Raw genomic sequence first — 16,414 nt, forward strand, 5'->3', positions numbered from 1 at the left:
GGGGACGCACGCGGCCCGGCGGAGGACGTGTCCGGGGCGGGCCGCGGTCCCGAGACGGAACGAGGAGCGACCGTATGAACATCCTGTTGTGGCATGTGCACGGCTCCTGGACGACGGCGTTCGTCCAGGGTCCCCACACCTACCTCGTTCCGGTGACACCCGGCCGCGACCCCGACGGACTGGGGCGGGCCCGCACGTTCTCCTGGCCGTCCTCGGTGCGCGAGGCGACCCCCGAGCAGCTGCGGGACGCGGACGTGGACCTGGTCGTCCTGCAACGGCCGCACGAGCTGGAGCTCGCCGAGCGCTGGCTCGGCGGCCGCCGCCCCGGCCGCGACATACCCGCCGTCTACCTGGAGCACAACGCACCGGACGGCGACGTGCCGAACACCCGGCATCCCTTCGCCGACCGCGGCGACCTGACGCTCGTCCATGTCACCCATTTCAACCGGCTGTTCTGGGACTGCGGCCGAACGCGCACCGAGGTCGTCGAGCACGGCATCGTCGACCCGGGACACCAGTACACCGGCCGTCTCGCCCGTGGGGCCGTGGTCGTCAACGAGCCGGTGCGGCGCGGCCGTTACACGGGTACGGACCTGCTGCCCGCGCTGGCGGAGGCGGCGCCGCTCGACGTGTTCGGGATGCGCACCGAGGGCCTGGCCGGCCATCTCGGGCTCCCCGAGGAGCGGTGCTGCAGTGCGGACCTGCCGCAGGCCGAGCTGCACCGGGCGATGGCCGAGCGCCGGTTCTATCTGCATCCGGTGCGCTGGACGTCCCTCGGCCTGTCGCTGCTGGAGGCCATGCACCTGGGCATGCCCGTCCTGGCGCTCGCCACCACCGAGGTGGTCGAGGCGGTCCCGCAGGGCGCGGGTGTCCTGTCCACCCGGCCCGACGTCCTGGCCCGGGCAGCCCGGCACTACCTGCACGAACCCGAAGCCGCAGCCGAGGCCGGCGCCCGTGCCCGCCAGGCGGCACTCGGCCGGTACGGGCTCAAGCGCTTCCTGGACGACTGGGAGCGCGTGATGACGGAGGCGCGCTCATGACCTCATCCCTGCACCCCATCCAGTCCGGCACCGTCGACGCCGACGGCCCCGGTTCCCTGTCGATCGCACTGGTCTCGGAACACGCGAGCCCCCTCGCCACCCTGGGCGGGGTGGACGCCGGCGGGCAGAACGTCCACGTGGCCTGCCTGGCCGGGGCGCTCGCCGACCGGGGACACCGGGTGACCGTGTACACCCGCCGCGACGACAAGGACCTGCCGGACCGGGTGCCACTGCGCGAAGGGGTCGAGGTGCGCCATGTACCCGCGGGTCCGCCGGAGCCACTGCCCAAGGACGAACTGCTGCCCTACATGGCCGACTTCGGGCGCTATCTGGCCGGGGTCTGGCGGGTACGGGCGCCGGACGTGGTGCACTCGCACTTCTGGATGTCGGGGCTGGCCTCGCTGCGGGCCGTGCGCGAGCTGGGGCTGCCGCTGCTGCACACGTACCACGCGCTCGGCACTGTGAAGCGACGGCACCAGCAGCTGGCGGACACCAGTCCGGCGCGGCGGATCGCGTACGAGACGGAGGTGGGCCTCGGCTGCGACCGGGTGATCGCCACGTGCCGGGACGAGGTCGTCGAACTGGGCAGGATGGGCATACCCGCCGGGAAGGTCAGCATCGTGCCGTGCGGGGTGGACACCGAGCTGTTCACGCCGAAGGGTCCGGTCGCCGAACGCGGCACCCGCCGGCACCGGCTGATCCAGCTGGGGCGCCTGGTGCCGCGCAAGGGCGCGGCGGTGTCCGTCGCCGCGCTCGCCCTGCTGCCGGAGACGGAACTCGTCGTCGTCGGGGGGCCGTCGGCGGACCGGCTGGACGAGGACCCGGAGGTGCGCCGGCTGCGGCGCATCGCCGAGGAGCACGGCGTCGCCGACCGGGTGATCTTCAAGGGCGGTGTGGCGCCGCGCGATGTGCCGCCGCTGCTGCGCGCGGCCGACGTGGTGGTGTGCCCCGCGGACTACGAGCCGTTCGGCATCGTCCCGCTGGAGGCCATGGCCTGCGGCAGGCCGGTCGTGGCCAGCGCGGTGGGCGGCCAGCTGGACACCATCGCGGACCCGACCACCGGGCGCCTGGTGCCGCCACGGGACCCGGAGGCCCTCGCACGGGCCGTCGGTGAACTCCTCGCCGACCCCGAGATGCGGGAGGCGTGCGGCGCGGCGGGCCGCCGTCGCGTGCTGCGCAGGTACGGCTGGGGACGGGTCGCCGCGGCGACCGAGGCGACGTACTGCTCCGTCCTGGACGCCCAGCCCGCGGCCACGGGGGTGGTGTGATCACGCACCGTCCGCCCGGCCCTCGACAGCGTTCCCGACCCACCGCGGAGCTCCGACGTCCGAAGGAGGTGCGGGTCCGGCCGCCGTCCCCGTGACGCGGTACGCCCGATCAACATGACCGATTCTTCTGCATCTCTTGCACTCGATGCCGCGCACCTGCACTGCCGTTCACTGGAGCAGGCGCTCGTCCGCCTGCGCCGGGACGGCCTGCACCGGATCGCGGAGTGGGGCGGCCGGCTCGCGATCGTCCTCTCAGCCGGCGGACGGCTGCTGGCCGCGGGCAACGGCGGCAGCGCCGCCCAGGCCCAGCATCTGACCGCCGAACTCGTGGGCCGTTACCGGCAGGAACGGCCGGCCTACTCGGCGATCTCACTGCACGCGGAGACCTCCAGCGTGACCGCGATCGGCAACGACTACGGCTTCGACCAGGTCTACGCCCGGCAGGTGGCCGCACACGGCCGCCCGGGTGACGTGCTCGTGCTGCTGTCCACCTCCGGCCGCAGCGCCAACCTGATCAGCGCGGCCGTGACCGGCCGGGCGGCCGGGCTGCGCGTCTGGGCGCTCACCGGGCCTGGCCCGAACCCGCTGGCGGAGGCGGCCGACGAGGCCCTGTGCATCGACGTCGGCAACACCGCGACCGTTCAGGAGGCCCATCTGGTGGCCGTGCACCTGCTCTGCGAGAGCTTCGACGCGGCGCTCGGCGCCGCCACCCGGCCCACCGCCGCGCCACGTACGGTCGGAGCGCACGGGAGGGCGTCGTGACGGGGCGGGCTCCGCTCGTGGTCGTCGGGGACGTCCTGCTCGACGAGGACATCGAAGGTGTCGCCACCCGGCTGTCCCCGGACGCCCCCGCGCCGGTCGTCGACGTCACCGAGGACCGGCGTCATCCCGGTGGCGCGGGACTGGCCGCCGCGCTGGCGGCCCGCGGCGGGCGTGAGGTGGTGCTGGTGACCGCGCTCGGCGACGACTCGGCCAGCGAGGCCGTACGCCGTGATCTGCGCGGCCGGGTGCGGCTGGTGGAGATCCCGCTGAAGGGCAGCCTGCCGGTGAAGACGCGGGTGCTGGCGAGCGGCCGGCCCCTGGTGCGGATCGACCGGGGCGGCGGCACGCCCGGCGAGCCGGACGCCGCGGTGCGCGAGGCGCTCGCGCAGGCGCACGCCGTGCTGGTCGCCGACTACGGGCGGCACACGGCCGGTGCCGTGCGGGAGCATCTGGCGGCCGTCGTGCCGCGCACACCGCTGGTGTGGGACCCCCACCCCCGGGGCGACACTCCGGTGCCGGGGGCGCGACTGGTCACCCCGAACGCGGCGGAGGCATCCGCCCTGTGCCCCGGCGACGGCGACTCGCTGCGCGCGTACGCCGACCGGGCCGCTCGGCTCGCGGAGCGCTGGCAGGCGGCCGGTGTCGCCGTGACCCTCGGGGATCGCGGGGCGCTGCTGGCCAGGCCGGGCAACGGCACGCCGATGCTGGTGCCGCCGCCGTACCGGGCGAGCGGGGACCCCTGCGGCGCGGGCGACTGCTTCGCGGCCACGACGGCGGCGGCGCTGGCGGACGGTGCGCTGCCGGAGGAGGCCCTGCAGCGGGGCGTCGCGGAGGCCGCCGCGTTCGTCTCGGCGGGCGGGGCCGGGAACCCGGCACTGTGGCGGACCTCGCCCCCTCCCCCGGCGCAGACCCCCCGCACCGACGCCTTCGCGGTCGCCGAGCGGGTCCGCGCGCGCGGCGGCACCGTGGTGGCCACCGGCGGCTGCTTCGACCTGCTGCACGCGGGGCACGTGGGCCTGCTCGAGAGCGCGCGGCGCATCGGCGACTGCCTCATCGTGTGCCTCAACTCCGACTCCTCGGTCGCCCGTCTGAAGGGGCCGGGGCGCCCGCTGAACACGGTGGCGGACCGGGTGCGGGTCCTCGAGGCGCTCGGCAGCGTGGACGCCGTCGCGGTCTTCGAGGAGGACACCCCGGAGACGGTCCTGAAGCGATTGCAGCCGGATGTCTGGGTCAAGGGCGGCGACTACTCCGTCCAGGACCTGCCGGAGGCGGAGGCGCTGCGGGCCTGGGGCGGGCAGGCGGTCGTGCTGCCCTATCTCGACGGCCGCTCCACGACCCTGCTGGCCCGCCGGGCGGCGCGGGCCGCCGTGCCCCCGGTGCCGCCGTCGTGAGGACGGCCGAGGCGCACTCGCCGCGGGTCCTGGTGCTGCGGGCGCTGGGGCTGGGCGATCTGCTGACGGCGGTGCCCGCGCTGCGGGCGCTGCGGCGGCATCTGCCCCGCCACGAGATCGTGCTGGCCGCGCCCGCACGGCTGGAGCAGGCAGCCGCGGCGACCGGCCTGGTGGACCGGCTGCTGCCCGCCTCCGCCCCCGGCCGGGCGGTGCCCACCGAGCTGGCCTGGGCCGGGCCGGCGCCCGATCTGGCGGTCGATCTGCACGGCAACGGCCCACCGAGCCATCTGCTGCTGCGGGGGCTGGGGCCGCGGCGGCTGTTCGCCTACGCGCACCCGGGCACCCCCGATATCCCCGGTCCGGTGTGGCGGGAGGACGAACACGAGCGGGAACGGTGGTGCCGTCTGCTCGCCTGGTACGGCGTCCGGACGGACCCGGAGGACCTGTCGGTCCCGGCGCCCGCGACGCCCTCCCCCGCACCCGGTGCCGTCGTGGTGCACCCCGGGGCCGACGCCGCCGCGCGGTGCTGGCCGCCGGAGCGGTTCGCGGCCGTGGCGCGGGAGGTGCGCCGCTCGGGGTACGACGTGGTGGTGACCGCGGGCGCCGGGGAGGGCACGCTGGCGCGGAATGTGGCGGCTCGGGCGGGGTTGCCGCCGGAGGCGGTCGTGGGAGGCGACGGCGACGTGCCGTTCGACCGGCTGGCCGCGCTGGTGGCCGGGGCCCGCTGCGTGGTGGTCGGCGACACCGGGCTCGCGCATCTGGCCACGGCGCTGGGCACACCCTCGGTGGTCCTGTTCGGCCCGGTCGCCCCTCGGCTGTGGGGACCGCCGGCCGACGCACGGCACCGGGTGCTGTGGCATCCGGGGGGCGACGATGCGCCACGGCCCGGGGACGCGCACGGGAGGGTGCCGGACGAGCGGCTGCTGAGGATCACGGTGGCGGAGGTCACCGAGGCCGTGCACGGCCTGCTGGAGCCGGGGCCGGGCCGTGGGGCGAGGCACGAGGTGCCGGGAGCACTGACGACGGGCCTGCGCGCCCGCGGCTGACGGAGGCCGAGGGCAGACCGGAGGGCCCCTGAGGGCTGTGCCGGCCGACGGGCGACGGGCGACGGACGAAGGAGGCACGAGCCCTCCGCACGAGCCCTCCGCATCGCTCCGCCGTCAGGTGACGCGCGATCCCCTCCCCTTCCGGTCGACCCGGGCGGCCCCAGACGCCATCCGGCGCGACGGCCGTGCCGCCGCCCGGCATGGGACCCGGGCGGCGGCACGGCGGAAAGTAGGCCGGCAACAGGCGACGGCACAGAGGTCGGCCCGGCATCGGGCGGCGGCCGGCCGCCGCCCGGACGGCTCAGGCCGCGGTGCTCAGCTCCGGTACTCGGCGGTCCTCCGTGCGGAGCACCACCGCCGGGGTGGTCCGGCGCCGGCGCAGGGCGAAGCCCGCTCCGATCGTTCCCGCGATGATCACGCCGCCGACGACGAGGGCGCCGCGGGCTCCGGCCACCTGCATGAGGAGGCCGAGCGCGGGCGGGCCGCCCAGGCCCCACGCCGTGCTGATGGTCCTCCAGACGCCGAGCACGCGACCGCGCAGGTGGGGGGGCGGGTCGGTCTGCAGGACGGTGGTCCCGGCGGTGTCGGAGACGGACTCCACCACGGCCATCGGCAGAACCAGCACCAGCAGCACGGCGAGCGACGGCGAGAGCCCCGCCACGATCTGGAGGAGTCCGCCCACGGCGGCCAGCGTGCCCACGACCCGCACGGAGGGCCGACGCAGCCGGGCACCGAGGACCGCACCGACGATGCCTCCGACGGCGAGGACGGTGGACACCGTGCCGAACGCCCCGGCGCCGCCCGCGAGCGGACCGGTGACGAGGACGGCCAGGGTGAGGCCGTAGTTGCGTCCGAAGATCGCGCTGATCCCGGTGACGCCCGCGAGGGCGACCAGCCGCGGGCGGCGCGCGAAGAAGGCCAGGCCCTGCCGCACGGTCATGTCCCCGCCCGCGGGCCGGCTGCCGCGCTGGGCCGGGATGGCCGGCGCACGCCGCGCGGGAGCCCGTACGGCGCCGGGTGCCGGGCGGAGGAAGGGGATGACGGAGGCGACGAACAGGAAGGAGACCCCGTTCGCGGTGTACGCGGCGGCCGTGCCGAAGAAGCCGACCGCCACACCGGCGAGCGCCGTACCGACGAGCCGGCCCGCGCTGTGCACCAGTGAGCCCACGCCGATCGCGGAGGGGACGTCCTCCTCGCGGACGAGGTCGTTGCCCAGCAGCGCGCACGCGGGCCCGTCGACGGTGGCGATCAGGCCGGTGACGGCGGCCAGCACCATCAGCACGGGCACGTCGAGCCGGCCGAGCGCGACGAGAACGGCCGTCGTGAAGGCGACGGCGCCGAGGAGCGCCTGGCTGACGGCGGCGGTCAGCTTCCTCGGCAAGCGGTCGACGGCGGCGCCGCCCGCGAGGCTCACGAGGAGGGCCGGGGCGGCCTGCACGGAGATCGACAGACCCGTGGCGGCGGCGGACCCGGTGATCTTCAGGACCAGCAGGTTCTGCACCGTGAGCTGCATCCAGGTGCCGGCGTTCGAGACGAAGTTCGCCAGGGACCACCAGCGCATGCTGCGGTACTTCAGGGATCTCCAGGGCGAGGAGGACTCGGCCGCCGGGACGGCGTCCGGCGCGGAAGCAGCCGGCACGGGGGCATGAGGGGACGCGGAAGCGACAGGGGAAGAAGGCACAGTGATCTTCGGGGAGGGGTCCCGGGGGGACTCACACGGAACATCGGCGGGAGCTCGGTACACCGGCTGCGCTGCGCGGTCGCTCCCCCGCATCTGGCGGGTGCCGTGCCGCCGGTGAGCCGCGGTGCGGGTCCCGGAAGGACGGCGTCGACCATCGTGGCAGACGGGACCGGCGAGTCGTCGGCGCGGGCTCCGGAAGGGGTGGCGAACGCACACCAAGTCCCCGACCGTGTCGGGGACTTGGTGCTCCTGTGTACTTGCTCACAGCGTCCGTGGCCGGCCGCCGTGACGTCAGTCCTCCAGCTCCTCCTGGATCGGCGTCTTCGGCACGTCCCGCAGGTGCTGCGACAGGCCGGGTTTGCCGCCCTCGCGCGCCTGCTCGGCACGCTGTGCGGCGGTGTGCCCGAGGTCGGAGTCGGGGTCCACCCGGACCGACCGGGCCACGTCCTCCCGGCTGGTGTACTCCTCGGGCGGTATGCCGCGCAGCGCCTTGACCACCTCGTCCGAGGCGCCGGCGGCGCGCGCCGCCGTCAGCAACTGGTCCTTGTCGGCCGGAAAGTCGACGTCCTTCAGCGCGCCGAGCACCTCCGGCACATTGGTGTGCGCCATGGGGGCCTCCTTGCTACTGCTCTTCGTAGTCCTCCCGCTGGATGCCCGCCTCCTCCATCGCCTCACGCATGGTGCGGCCGGACGGGCCGGTGGGCGCGGGCTTGCCGGCGTTCTCCTCCGCCGGTTCCATGACCACGTCGTCGGTGGTCTCGGTCTTCTGCCGGTTCCCCTCGGGAACGGTCATCGCGACGATTCCTCACATACGCCTCTCGCTTCCTGAACGACGGCGAGTACCCGGGAGACCAGGCCGTGAACACCCTGAAGATCGGGAGCACACACGTGCGTGTCGCACGGCACATACGGCGGACCATGCCGCGAAGCTGACCTGGGCGGGACCTGTGGGCCGCGACGCCCTGCTTCCCGTCCGGCATGCCCCGCGACGCTGCGGGAACCCACGGGAGCGCACGGTCCCGGCGTGAGAGAGGACGTGTTCGATGCAACCGGTCGCCTCGGGGCCGCGAGCACTGGCCGCCACGGTCGTCAACCCGGGAGATCTCGACGCGGCCCGCGCCCAGATGGGCTTCTCCCTCGCCTGGCACATCGTGCTGGCCTGCCTCGGCGTCGGCCTGCCGCTGCTGACCTTGATCGTGGAGTGGCGGGGTGTGCGGACCGGGGACCCCTCGTACCGTCTCCTCGCCCGCCGCTGGGCCCGCGCCATGGGGGTGCTCTTCGCCGTCGGCGCGGTGTCCGGCACGATTCTCAGCTTCGAGATGGGCCTGCTGTGGCCGGGTCTGATGGGAACCTACGGCCAGGTGATCGGCCTGCCCTTCGCCATGGAGGGGATCGCCTTCTTCATCGAGGCGATCTTCCTGGGCATCTACCTGTACGCGTGGGACCGGCTGCCGCCGCGCACCCATCTGCTGACCGGTGTGCCGATCGTGGTCGCGGGTGTGGCGTCGGCGTTCTTCGTGGTGTGCGCCAACGCCTGGATGAACCAGCCGCGCGGTTTCACGCTGCGTGACGGCAAGGTGGTGCACGTGGACCCGTGGGCGGCCATGTTCAATCCGGCAACCCCGCCGCAGACCACGCACATGATCCTCGCGGCCCTGATGGTCGCGGCCTTCCTGACCTCCAGCGTGTACGCGGTGGCGCTGCTGCGCGGCCGCCGGGACCGCTACCACCGGCTGGGCTTCACCGTCCCGCTGGTCCTGGGCGCGATCGTCACTCCCGTGCAGTTGGTCGTCGGGGACTGGGCGGCGCGTTTCATCGCCCACTACCAGCCGGTCAAGCTCGCCGCGATGGAGGGCGTCTACCGCACCGGTGACCACGTGCCGCTGACCATCGCCGGCATCGCGGGCCCGCGCGGCCTGCGTTACGGGCTGGAGATCCCCGACGGGCTGTCGCTGCTGGTGGGCTACAGCCCGAACACCGTGATCAAGGGCCTCGAGGAGGTGCCGCCCGACCAGCGCCCCCCGGTCACCGGGGTCCACCTGGCCTTCGACCTGATGGTCGCCTGCGGCCTGTTCCTGCTCGCGGTGAGTGTGTGGCTGCTCGTGCTGGGGCTGCGTCGCAGGCGCCGTGGCGGCCCCTGGCTGGAGGGCGAGAGCCGCCCGCTGCGCGCCTTCCTGGCGCTCGGTGTCCTGACCGGACCGGCGGCGGTGGTCGCCCTCGAGTGCGGCTGGACGGTGACCGAGGAGGGGCGTCAGCCGTGGATCGTGTGGGGGCTGCTGCGCGTCCACGACGCCGTGAACGTGGCTCCCGGGCTGATGGCCGGGCTGTGGCTGGTGGTCGTCGTCTACGCGTTGATGACCGTGGCCACGGTCTATGTGCTGCGCCGTCTGACCCGCGACCGGCCTGTTCCGCTCGCTCCCCAGGAGCACGACGTACGGGAGTACCCCGTTGTCTGACCGCTCGCCCTCGCTGCGTACCCGCACCACCGTGACGGGGGGACGCTGATGCTCGCCAACACGGCCCTGGCCGCCATGTGGGTCGGCCTGACCTGCTACGCCCTCTTCGGCGGAGCCGACTTCGGGGCGGGCCTGTGGGACCTGCTCGCCGGGGGCAGCGAGCGCGGCAGGCCGCCGCGACGGCTCATCGAGCACAGCATCGGCCCGGTGTGGGAGACCAACCACGTGTGGCTGATCTTCGTCGTCGTCATGCTGTGGACGGGGTTCTCACCGGTGTTCGCGGCGGTGATGTCCACCCTCTACATCCCGCTGACCCTGACGGCTCTCGGGATCATCGCCCGGGGTGCCGCGTTCGCGTTCCGCAAGGTCAGCACGGAGGTGTGGCAGCAGCGACTGTTCGGCGGCTTCTTCGCGCTGTCCTCGGTCGTCACGCCCTACTTCCTCGGCTCGGTCGCCGGAGCAGTGGCCTCGGGGCGCGTGCCTCCCGGCCTGGCGAAGGGGAACCTGGTCACCGGCTGGCTCAATCCCACCTCCGCGCTGGGCGGTGTGCTGGCCGTGCTGACCTGCGCGTTTTTGGCGGCGGTGTATCTGAGCGGGGATGCCGCGCGGACCGGGGAGGACGACCTGGCGGTCTACTTCCGGCACCGGGCCCTGGTCACGGGGGTGGTGACGGGTGTGGTGGCCCTGGCCGGGATCGCCGTCCTGCACGCGGACGCGCCGCAGCTCTTCCACGGCCTGACGCACCGGGCGCTGCCCCTGGTGGTGGTCTCGGCGGTGCTCGGCGTGGTCAGCCTGGCCCTGCTGATGCGGGCGAGGCTGACGTCGGTACGGGTCACGGCGGCCACGGCGGTCGCCGCGATCCTGTGGAGCTGGGGGGTCGCCCAGTACCCCGCGATGCTCCCCCCGTCGGTCACCGTGCGTGACAGCGCCTCGCAGTCGTCCGTCCTGGGGGCGAGCCTCGCGGCCCTTGCGGCCGGTGCGCTGCTGCTCGTGCCGTCGCTGCTGTGGCTGTACTCGCTCTTCCAGCGCCGCCCCGCGCCCGCGGCACGGGACGGCGAGCGCGGCGCCTGAGAGCCACTCCCCCGGCCGTGGCGGCGCGGCGGGGATCGCGCGCCCGGCCCGCGCATGGCCCTGCCGGGCACCGGGTACTCGGGGGTCCGGCGCTTTTGGCGGCGCCGTGTCAACCGGAACGTCTCACCGCCTGGAGGAGCCATGGCGGGTGTCAGCCCCACAGATCTGCAGAAAGCACTGTCCGGCGCGGAGTACCCGGCCGACACCGAGCAGCTCAAGAAGGTCGCCCGGGACAACCGCGCTCCCAAGGAGATCACCGAGCGCATCGATCACCTCGGGAAGAAGAAGTTCCAGAATCCGGCCGAGGTGAGCAAGGCGGTGTTCGAGAACGAGTGATCCGATCTCGGAGGTGCGGCGGCCGGGGCGAGGTGCCCCGGCCGCGGTGCGTGCGGCCGCTGGTCAGCCGACGTACTTGCGGGCCGGGGAGGTCCGCCTCGCCTCCTCCAGGGCGACCAGGCCGGCCTCGAGATCGGCGGGCACGGGATCGCGCTGTTTAAGGACCCAGGGAAGCCCGGCCACCGCCCGCGCGAACGCGCGCAGGGACGCGCGGTCCCGGGGGACCGTGCGCATCAGGTACCAGGTGCGGCGCAGCGCAGACGGCCAGGGGCGGCGCAGCCAGGTGAACCAGAGGGTGTTGCGCAGTCCGAGGACGCGCCGTTCGGTGCTGTCCCGTACCTGGGACGCGGCGTGATGGATGGTCAGTTCCGGTGCATAGCTGAGCCAGTGGCCCCGGCGCAGCAGGTCGGTGGCGAGGAGTTCCTCCTCGCCGCCCAGCCACAGTCCGGGGTGGAATCCGCCCACGGCCCTGAAGGCGTCCACGCGCATCACGGTCGCGGCGGCGAGGAACGACCCCAGGGCGGGGCCGGGCAGCCAGTCGGGGCCCCTGAGGGGTGAGTCGCGCAGTTCGGCGACGACGGGGTCCTCCTCCCCCGACGGCTCGACCACGATGCGGGCCGTCACGGCCGCGAGCTGGGGATGGGCGTCGAGGAGGTCCGCGGCCCGCCGCAGGGATCCCGGTTCCCACCAGGTGTCGTCGTCGCAGAACGCCACATAGGGCGTCCGTACGTGACGCACCGCCAGGTTGCGGCCGACCGCTCCCAGGTTGCGTCCGGGGCACAGCAGCCGGACCTCGGGGAAGTGCCGGGTGACGGCGTCCGCGGTGCCGTCGGTGGATCCGTTGTCCGTGACGACGACCCGGGGCCGCTCGGGAAGGTCCCGCAGGGTCCGCAGGGTGCGCAGCAGTTCCGGGCGGCGGTCCCGGGTGATCACGACGACCGTGGTCCGGGGGTCGGGGTGGAGGTCGTCGCCGTGCGGGGTGCCGGTGTCGTTCCGGGGTGTCGTGGCGGGCACGTGAGAGGGGTCGTGGGGCATGTCCGCTCGTCCTCGGTCGTCGGTGCTCATGGGGTGGCCCGCTCCAGCAGGCGGACGGCGTGCTCGATCCGGGCGGGCAGCGGTTCGCGGTCCCTGAGCGCCGCGGGGAGCCGGGCGATCGCGCCGCGCAGCGCCGCAGCGGCGTCGCGCTCGCCGCGGGCGGCCGCCGCGGCGAGGCGGGCGGTGTGGCCCAGTGCCACTGTGACGGGCCGGCGGAGCCATGCGGTGAGCAGGGCGTTGCGCCGCTGGACCGCTGAGCGGCCGGGGCGTTCGCCGGGGTCCGGGTGGTGATGGGCCGTCACCGACGGCACATAGCTGACGCCCCAGCCGCGGGCCGCGAGGTCGTAGGCCAGCAGGGTCTCCTCGCCCCCGAAGAAGAGCACCCGGTGGTAGCCGCCTGCTTCGAGGAAGGCGCGGCGGCGGACCACCGCCGCGCAGGCGAGGAAGCCGAGCACCGGGCGGCCCGGCAGGTCGGGGTCGGGCGGCAGCGGCGAGCGCGCGAGTACGGAGTTCAGCGGGTCCTCGGCGGCGTCCGGGCCGACCAGGGTGCGGGCGGCCAGCAGGCCGAGCCGGGGGTGGGCGTCGAGGACGTCCGCGGCGGTGTCCAGGGCGCCCGGCGCCCACCAGGAGTCGTCGTCGCTGAAGGCGACGTAGGGCGTGGCGGCGTGCCGTACCGCGAGGTTGCGGCCGAGCGCACCGGTGTTGCGTCCGGCGGCCAGGACGCGCACGCCCAGTGGGTGGTCGCGTACGGCGGCCACGGTCGTGTCACTGGAGCCGTTGTCCACGACGATGACGGGGGGCCGCTCGGGCAGGTCGGCCAGGCGGTCCAGGGTGCGCAGCACGCTGTCACGGCGGTCGCGGGTGATCATGGCGACGGTGACACGGCAGGCGTGCCACTCGGGCGCGTCGATGTCCCTCACGCGCCCTCCTGAAGCAGCTTCTGTACGCCGCGCAGCACGTCGTGGGCCGTGACCCCGTTGCGGCCCGGGCGGGCGCCCGCCTCCGCGCGGGGACCGGTCTCGTCGCCGAGGAGCACACCGGGCACTCCGTAGGGCCCCCGGCGTGGATCCACCGGGGAGCGGAGCGAGACGACGGGGGTGCCGGTGGCGGCGGCGAGCTGGGCGGGGGCCGTGCTGCCGGTGACGACGACGTCGGCGGCCCGCACCACCCCGGCCAGGGTTCGCGCGTCCGTGCGGCCGCCGAGGTCCACGGCCGTGCCGCCGCTGACGTACCGGGTCAGGGTGGTCTCGTGCGGGCCGCCGGTGACGACGACGCGATGGCCCGCGTCGGCCAGCAGGGCGACCGCCTCCGCGCAACCGTCCGGGTCCCAGGCGCGGTTCGGCGTGCCGGCGCCGGGGTGGACCACCACGTAGGGGCCGTTGCCGGTGACGCCGGCGGTGTCGGGCGACGGCACCACGCGCAGCCGTCCGTCGTCCCCGTCGCGGAGCGAGAAGCCCAGGCGGGCCGCCGTCTGAAGTGCCGCCTCGGCCGCGTGGTCGGGGCGGCCCTGCGGGCGCCGGGCCGGGCTGTCGACGTGGTCGACGGCTCCGACGCGGGGCACCCGGGCCGTGCGCAGCAGTTGCTCGACCGGCAGCGGGCTTCGGTGCGACGGGGTGAGGTCGAGCGCCACGTCGTAGGAGTCCTCGCGCAGGCGCCGCAGCAGTCGGTCGGTGTCCGCCTCGCCCTCGCCCGGCGGGTCGGCGCCCTGCCGGGCGTCCTCCGCCACGAGGACGTCGTCGGCATGGGGCAGCAGCCGGGCGGCGGGGGCACCACGGGCGCCGCACACGACGGTCACGTGGCCGGCCCGGGTGGCGACGGCTCGGACGGCGGGACCGGTCAGCAGGACGCCTCCGAAGCCGCCGAGCCGCACGACGAGCGCCTTCACAGCGCCCCTCCCCCGTGCGCCACTTCTTCCGGGGTCCTGTCCGTGCAGGCGGCGATGGTCCGCTTGAGCCCTTCCTCCCAGGTCACCTTCGGTACCCAGCCGAAGAGTTCGCGGGCGAGGGTCGTGTCGGGCCGGCGCCCCGCGGGATCGCCCGGGTCCCGGTCGACGAAGGCCAGGCGCGAGGTGGAGCCGGTGAGGGCGATCACCCGGCGCGCGATCTCCTCGACGGTGGTCTCCTCGTCTCCGCCGATGTTGACGGGCCGCACGGACCGGCTGGCGGCGACTCGCAGGATGCCGTCGACGGTGTCGTCGACATAGCACAGGGAGCGGGTCTGGGTGCCGTCGCCCTCGATGGTGACGGGTTCCCCGGCCAGTGCCTGCCGGATGAAGGCGGGGAGGGCCTGACGGCCGTCCGCCGGCATCCGGGGGCCATAGGTGGTGAACACCCGTACGACTCCCGCGTCGGTGCCCCGGGCGCGCGCGTGGGCGGTGGTGAGCGCCTCGGCGAACCGCTTGGACTCGTCGTAGGCGCTGTGCGGTCCCACGGGGTCGACGTCGCCCCAGTAGTCCTCCCGCTGCGGGTGCACCGCCGGATCGCCGTAGACCTGGCAGGAGGAGCCCAGCAGGAAGCGGGCGCCGTCCCGGTCGGCGACGGCCAGCGCGTTGCGCGTGCCGAGGCCGCAGGCGGCGATCGTCTCCAGGGCCCGGTCCCGGGCGTCGGCGGGGGAGGCGGGACCGGCGAAGTGCAGCACCACGTCATAGGGGCCGGCGAGGGCTTCGCGGCTCTCGGGCCGCGCGATGTCGCACTCCACGAACCGGAAGCCCGGCCGGCCGGTCAGATGGGCGATGTCGGCCGCCGATCCCGACACCAGGTCGTCCACGCAGTCGACGTCGATCCCGCTGTCCAGGAGACGTTCGCACAGGTGTGAGCCGAGGAATCCAGCACCTCCGGTCACCGCCGCGCGCCCCCAGAAGGGCCGGGCCGTCGGCAGCGGGGAGAACGTGGTCGTCGGCGTCATCAGCACGTGGTCCTTCCGCCTTCCTTTCGCCGATGGTGACGCACGCCTGTGCGCGGCGGCCGGTCGAGTGCCCCGGCGGGTCGTTTTCATGCTCGGGCCTGCGGTGAGGGCGTGCCACAGGGGCGCGGGCACCGCACCGCCGACCGCGTGGCGGCCACGGCGGCTCGTCGCGGCTCGTTCGAGTGAACCCGCGCGGCCGGACGGACCGCCCGGCATCCCCCGGGCCGAACGGGGTACTTCGCCGCCATGCGGGTGAGCGTGATTGACGTGGGTTCGAACACGATCCGTCTGATGGTGGCGGACGTGGAGCGCGGTGTGCCCCTCCCGGTGCACACCGCGAAGTGGAAGCAGCGGCTGTCCGACCAGACGGACGCGGACGGGCGGATGGCGGACCCGGCGGTGGAGCAACTGGCCCAGTCGGTCGCCGAGGCCGCCGCGACGGCCGAGCGGTGGGGGTCGGGGCCGCCCCTGGCTTTCGCGACCGCGGTGGTGCGCGCCGCGCCCAACCGGCGGGAGGTCCTGGAGGCGGTGCGCGGCCGGACGGGTGTGGCCCTGTGCACGCTGCCCGGCGAGGTGGAGGCGGAGCTGACGTTCCTCGCGGCACGGCGGTGGATGGGCTGGCGGTCCGGGCCGCTGGCGCTGCTCGACATCGGCGGCGGTTCCCTGGAGGTCGCGCTGGGCCGGGGCAGCCTCCCGGACTTCGCCGCGTCGCTGCCGCTCGGTGCGAACCGGCTGACCCGTGAGTTCTTCGCCGAGAACGATCCGCCCACCCCGGCGGACATCAAGGCGCTGCGCCGCAAGGTGCGTCACCAACTGCGCGACGTGGCCACGCGCGCCCGTTGGGAGAGCCCCTGCGCGGCGGTGGCGACCTCACGCACGTTCCAGCAGCTGGCACGGTTGTGCGGGGCGCCGCCGGGGCGGCACGGCCCGTTCGTGCACCGTGAGTTGCGCCGTGCGGATCTGCGGCGGGCCATCGACGCCCTGGCCTCCCGCCGGTCGGCGGAACGGGCCGACCTGCCGGGCATCTCCGCGCCACGGGCCCGCCAGAGCCTGGCCGGTGCCCTGGTCGCCCACACCGTCATGAAGCTGGCGAGCTTCGAGACGGTGACCGTCTGCCCGTGGGCGGTCAGGGAGGGTGTGCTGCTGCGGTCCATCGAGGACGGCATCGGCTGGTGGTCGAAGGTCGCGCGGGACGGTGAGGAGACGTTGTCGGGTGCCGCCGTCCCGCTGCGCGTGGCGGAACCGACGGCCTGACCGGGACACCCTCAGGGCGGCGACCGGGCCGCGGGACTGGAGCGCTCCGCGGCCCGGTCGTCGCTCTGAGGGCCGCACCCTCGTCCCGGCGTGCACAGGGAAGACCCCTCCAGACCCCTCTCCCCGCGTGCACGGGGTCCGTCTCCGCGTGCACGGGGTCACCCGTCTCT

Annotated in this window: 16 protein-coding genes; 9 read left to right on the top strand and 7 right to left on the bottom strand. The window is 74.8% G+C overall.

From position 1 onward, the window contains the following. The first annotated feature begins 74 nt into the window (after positions 1-74). The 5 genes from SY2F82_RS34165 (at position 75) to SY2F82_RS34185 (ending at position 5,507) form a co-directional block, all read left to right on the top strand. Positions 75-1,040 carry a glycosyltransferase gene (locus SY2F82_RS34165; protein WP_200422956.1) on the top strand — a complete coding sequence of 322 codons (966 nt, stop codon included), beginning with the start codon at positions 75-77 and terminating at the stop codon, positions 1,038-1,040. Beyond that, complete coding sequence (locus tag SY2F82_RS34170; RefSeq protein WP_200422957.1) at positions 1,037-2,308, top strand: glycosyltransferase; 1,272 nt, start codon at positions 1,037-1,039, stop codon at positions 2,306-2,308. The genes SY2F82_RS34165 and SY2F82_RS34170 overlap by 4 nt, the downstream gene beginning before the upstream one ends. A gap of 114 nt (positions 2,309-2,422) precedes the next feature. Further along, positions 2,423-3,070: an SIS domain-containing protein gene (locus tag SY2F82_RS34175; protein WP_200422958.1), complete on the top strand. Its 648-nt coding sequence runs from the start codon at positions 2,423-2,425 to the stop codon at positions 3,068-3,070. Further along, a complete protein-coding gene (gene rfaE2, locus SY2F82_RS34180; RefSeq protein ID WP_200422959.1) occupies positions 3,067-4,461 on the top strand; it encodes a D-glycero-beta-D-manno-heptose 1-phosphate adenylyltransferase in 1,395 nt (464 codons plus the stop codon). The genes SY2F82_RS34175 and rfaE2 overlap by 4 nt, the downstream gene beginning before the upstream one ends. Further along, entirely contained in the window at positions 4,458-5,507 is a 1,050-nt protein-coding gene (locus SY2F82_RS34185) for a glycosyltransferase family 9 protein (RefSeq protein ID WP_236041957.1), read from the top strand. Before rfaE2 ends, SY2F82_RS34185 begins: the two co-directional genes overlap by 4 nt. Positions 5,508-5,808: 301 nt before the next feature. Here SY2F82_RS34185 and SY2F82_RS34190 read toward each other — a convergent pair whose 3' ends face one another. The 3 genes from SY2F82_RS34190 to SY2F82_RS34200 form a co-directional block, all read right to left on the bottom strand. After that, the gene (locus SY2F82_RS34190; protein WP_200422960.1) at positions 5,809-7,188 is read right to left on the bottom strand and encodes an MFS transporter; all 1,380 of its coding nucleotides are present in this window, start codon (positions 7,186-7,188) and stop codon (positions 5,809-5,811) included. Positions 7,189-7,479: 291 nt separating this feature from the next. Beyond that, on the bottom strand, positions 7,480-7,797 hold the full coding sequence (locus SY2F82_RS34195; protein WP_200422961.1) for a DUF2795 domain-containing protein: 318 nt from the start codon (positions 7,795-7,797) through the stop codon (positions 7,480-7,482). Between the two features lie 13 nt (positions 7,798-7,810). Further along, complete coding sequence (locus tag SY2F82_RS34200; protein ID WP_200422962.1) at positions 7,811-7,981, bottom strand: hypothetical protein; 171 nt, start codon at positions 7,979-7,981, stop codon at positions 7,811-7,813. A 250-nt stretch (positions 7,982-8,231) separates the two neighbouring features. Between SY2F82_RS34200 and SY2F82_RS34205 the strand changes: the two genes are divergently transcribed. The 3 genes from SY2F82_RS34205 to SY2F82_RS34215 all read left to right on the top strand — a co-directional run bounded on the left by SY2F82_RS34205 (position 8,232) and on the right by SY2F82_RS34215 (position 11,051). Continuing rightward, positions 8,232-9,644 (top strand): cytochrome ubiquinol oxidase subunit I, encoded by a 1,413-nt coding sequence (locus tag SY2F82_RS34205; RefSeq protein WP_200422963.1) that lies wholly within the window; start codon positions 8,232-8,234, stop codon positions 9,642-9,644. Between the two features lie 48 nt (positions 9,645-9,692). Beyond that, a complete protein-coding gene (locus tag SY2F82_RS34210; protein WP_200422964.1) occupies positions 9,693-10,715 on the top strand; it encodes a cytochrome d ubiquinol oxidase subunit II in 1,023 nt (340 codons plus the stop codon). A gap of 141 nt (positions 10,716-10,856) precedes the next feature. Next, complete coding sequence (locus SY2F82_RS34215; RefSeq protein WP_200422965.1) at positions 10,857-11,051, top strand: DUF2795 domain-containing protein; 195 nt, start codon at positions 10,857-10,859, stop codon at positions 11,049-11,051. 63 nt (positions 11,052-11,114) lie between these two features. On the opposite strand, the gene SY2F82_RS34220 is transcribed toward SY2F82_RS34215, so the two are convergent. The 4 genes from SY2F82_RS34220 to SY2F82_RS34235 are packed head-to-tail and all read right to left on the bottom strand — an operon-like array spanning position 11,115 to position 14,990. Continuing rightward, positions 11,115-12,116, bottom strand: coding sequence for a glycosyltransferase family 2 protein (locus SY2F82_RS34220; RefSeq protein ID WP_236041958.1), 1,002 nt, complete (start codon positions 12,114-12,116; stop codon positions 11,115-11,117). Further along, a complete protein-coding gene (locus SY2F82_RS34225) occupies positions 12,113-12,955 on the bottom strand; it encodes a glycosyltransferase (protein WP_200423125.1) in 843 nt (280 codons plus the stop codon). Before SY2F82_RS34225 ends, SY2F82_RS34220 begins: the two co-directional genes overlap by 4 nt. A gap of 47 nt (positions 12,956-13,002) precedes the next feature. Then, positions 13,003-13,971, bottom strand: a complete 969-nt coding sequence (locus tag SY2F82_RS34230) for a glycosyltransferase family 9 protein (RefSeq protein ID WP_200422966.1) — start codon at positions 13,969-13,971, stop codon at positions 13,003-13,005. Then, positions 13,968-14,990: an NAD-dependent epimerase/dehydratase family protein gene (locus tag SY2F82_RS34235; protein WP_200422967.1), complete on the bottom strand. Its 1,023-nt coding sequence runs from the start codon at positions 14,988-14,990 to the stop codon at positions 13,968-13,970. The genes SY2F82_RS34230 and SY2F82_RS34235 overlap by 4 nt, the downstream gene beginning before the upstream one ends. A gap of 246 nt (positions 14,991-15,236) precedes the next feature. Here SY2F82_RS34235 and SY2F82_RS34240 point away from each other — a divergent pair, with 246 nt between their 5' ends. Further along, positions 15,237-16,244 (top strand): Ppx/GppA family phosphatase, encoded by a 1,008-nt coding sequence (locus SY2F82_RS34240; RefSeq protein ID WP_200422968.1) that lies wholly within the window; start codon positions 15,237-15,239, stop codon positions 16,242-16,244. Positions 16,245-16,414 lie beyond the last annotated feature (170 nt).

Source organism: Streptomyces sp. Y2F8-2, assembly GCF_014905555.1.
Lineage (GTDB): Bacteria > Actinomycetota > Actinomycetes > Streptomycetales > Streptomycetaceae > Streptomyces > Streptomyces cynarae.

Coding starts and splice junctions, on each gene's coding strand:
- SY2F82_RS34165 (WP_200422956.1), top strand. CDS start 75: ATGAACATCCTGTTGTGGCATGTGCACGGCTCCTGGACGACGGCGTTC.
- SY2F82_RS34170 (WP_200422957.1), top strand. CDS start 1,037: ATGACCTCATCCCTGCACCCCATCCAGTCCGGCACCGTCGACGCCGAC.
- SY2F82_RS34175 (WP_200422958.1), top strand. CDS start 2,423: ATGACCGATTCTTCTGCATCTCTTGCACTCGATGCCGCGCACCTGCAC.
- SY2F82_RS34195 (WP_200422961.1), bottom strand. CDS start 7,797: ATGGCGCACACCAATGTGCCGGAGGTGCTCGGCGCGCTGAAGGACGTC.
- SY2F82_RS34200 (WP_200422962.1), bottom strand. CDS start 7,981: ATGACCGTTCCCGAGGGGAACCGGCAGAAGACCGAGACCACCGACGAC.
- SY2F82_RS34205 (WP_200422963.1), top strand. CDS start 8,232: ATGCAACCGGTCGCCTCGGGGCCGCGAGCACTGGCCGCCACGGTCGTC.
- SY2F82_RS34210 (WP_200422964.1), top strand. CDS start 9,693: ATGCTCGCCAACACGGCCCTGGCCGCCATGTGGGTCGGCCTGACCTGC.
- SY2F82_RS34215 (WP_200422965.1), top strand. CDS start 10,857: ATGGCGGGTGTCAGCCCCACAGATCTGCAGAAAGCACTGTCCGGCGCG.
- SY2F82_RS34220 (WP_236041958.1), bottom strand. CDS start 12,116: ATGAGCACCGACGACCGAGGACGAGCGGACATGCCCCACGACCCCTCT.
- SY2F82_RS34225 (WP_200423125.1), bottom strand. CDS start 12,955: ATGATCACCCGCGACCGCCGTGACAGCGTGCTGCGCACCCTGGACCGC.
- SY2F82_RS34235 (WP_200422967.1), bottom strand. CDS start 14,990: ATGACGCCGACGACCACGTTCTCCCCGCTGCCGACGGCCCGGCCCTTC.
- SY2F82_RS34240 (WP_200422968.1), top strand. CDS start 15,237: ATGCGGGTGAGCGTGATTGACGTGGGTTCGAACACGATCCGTCTGATG.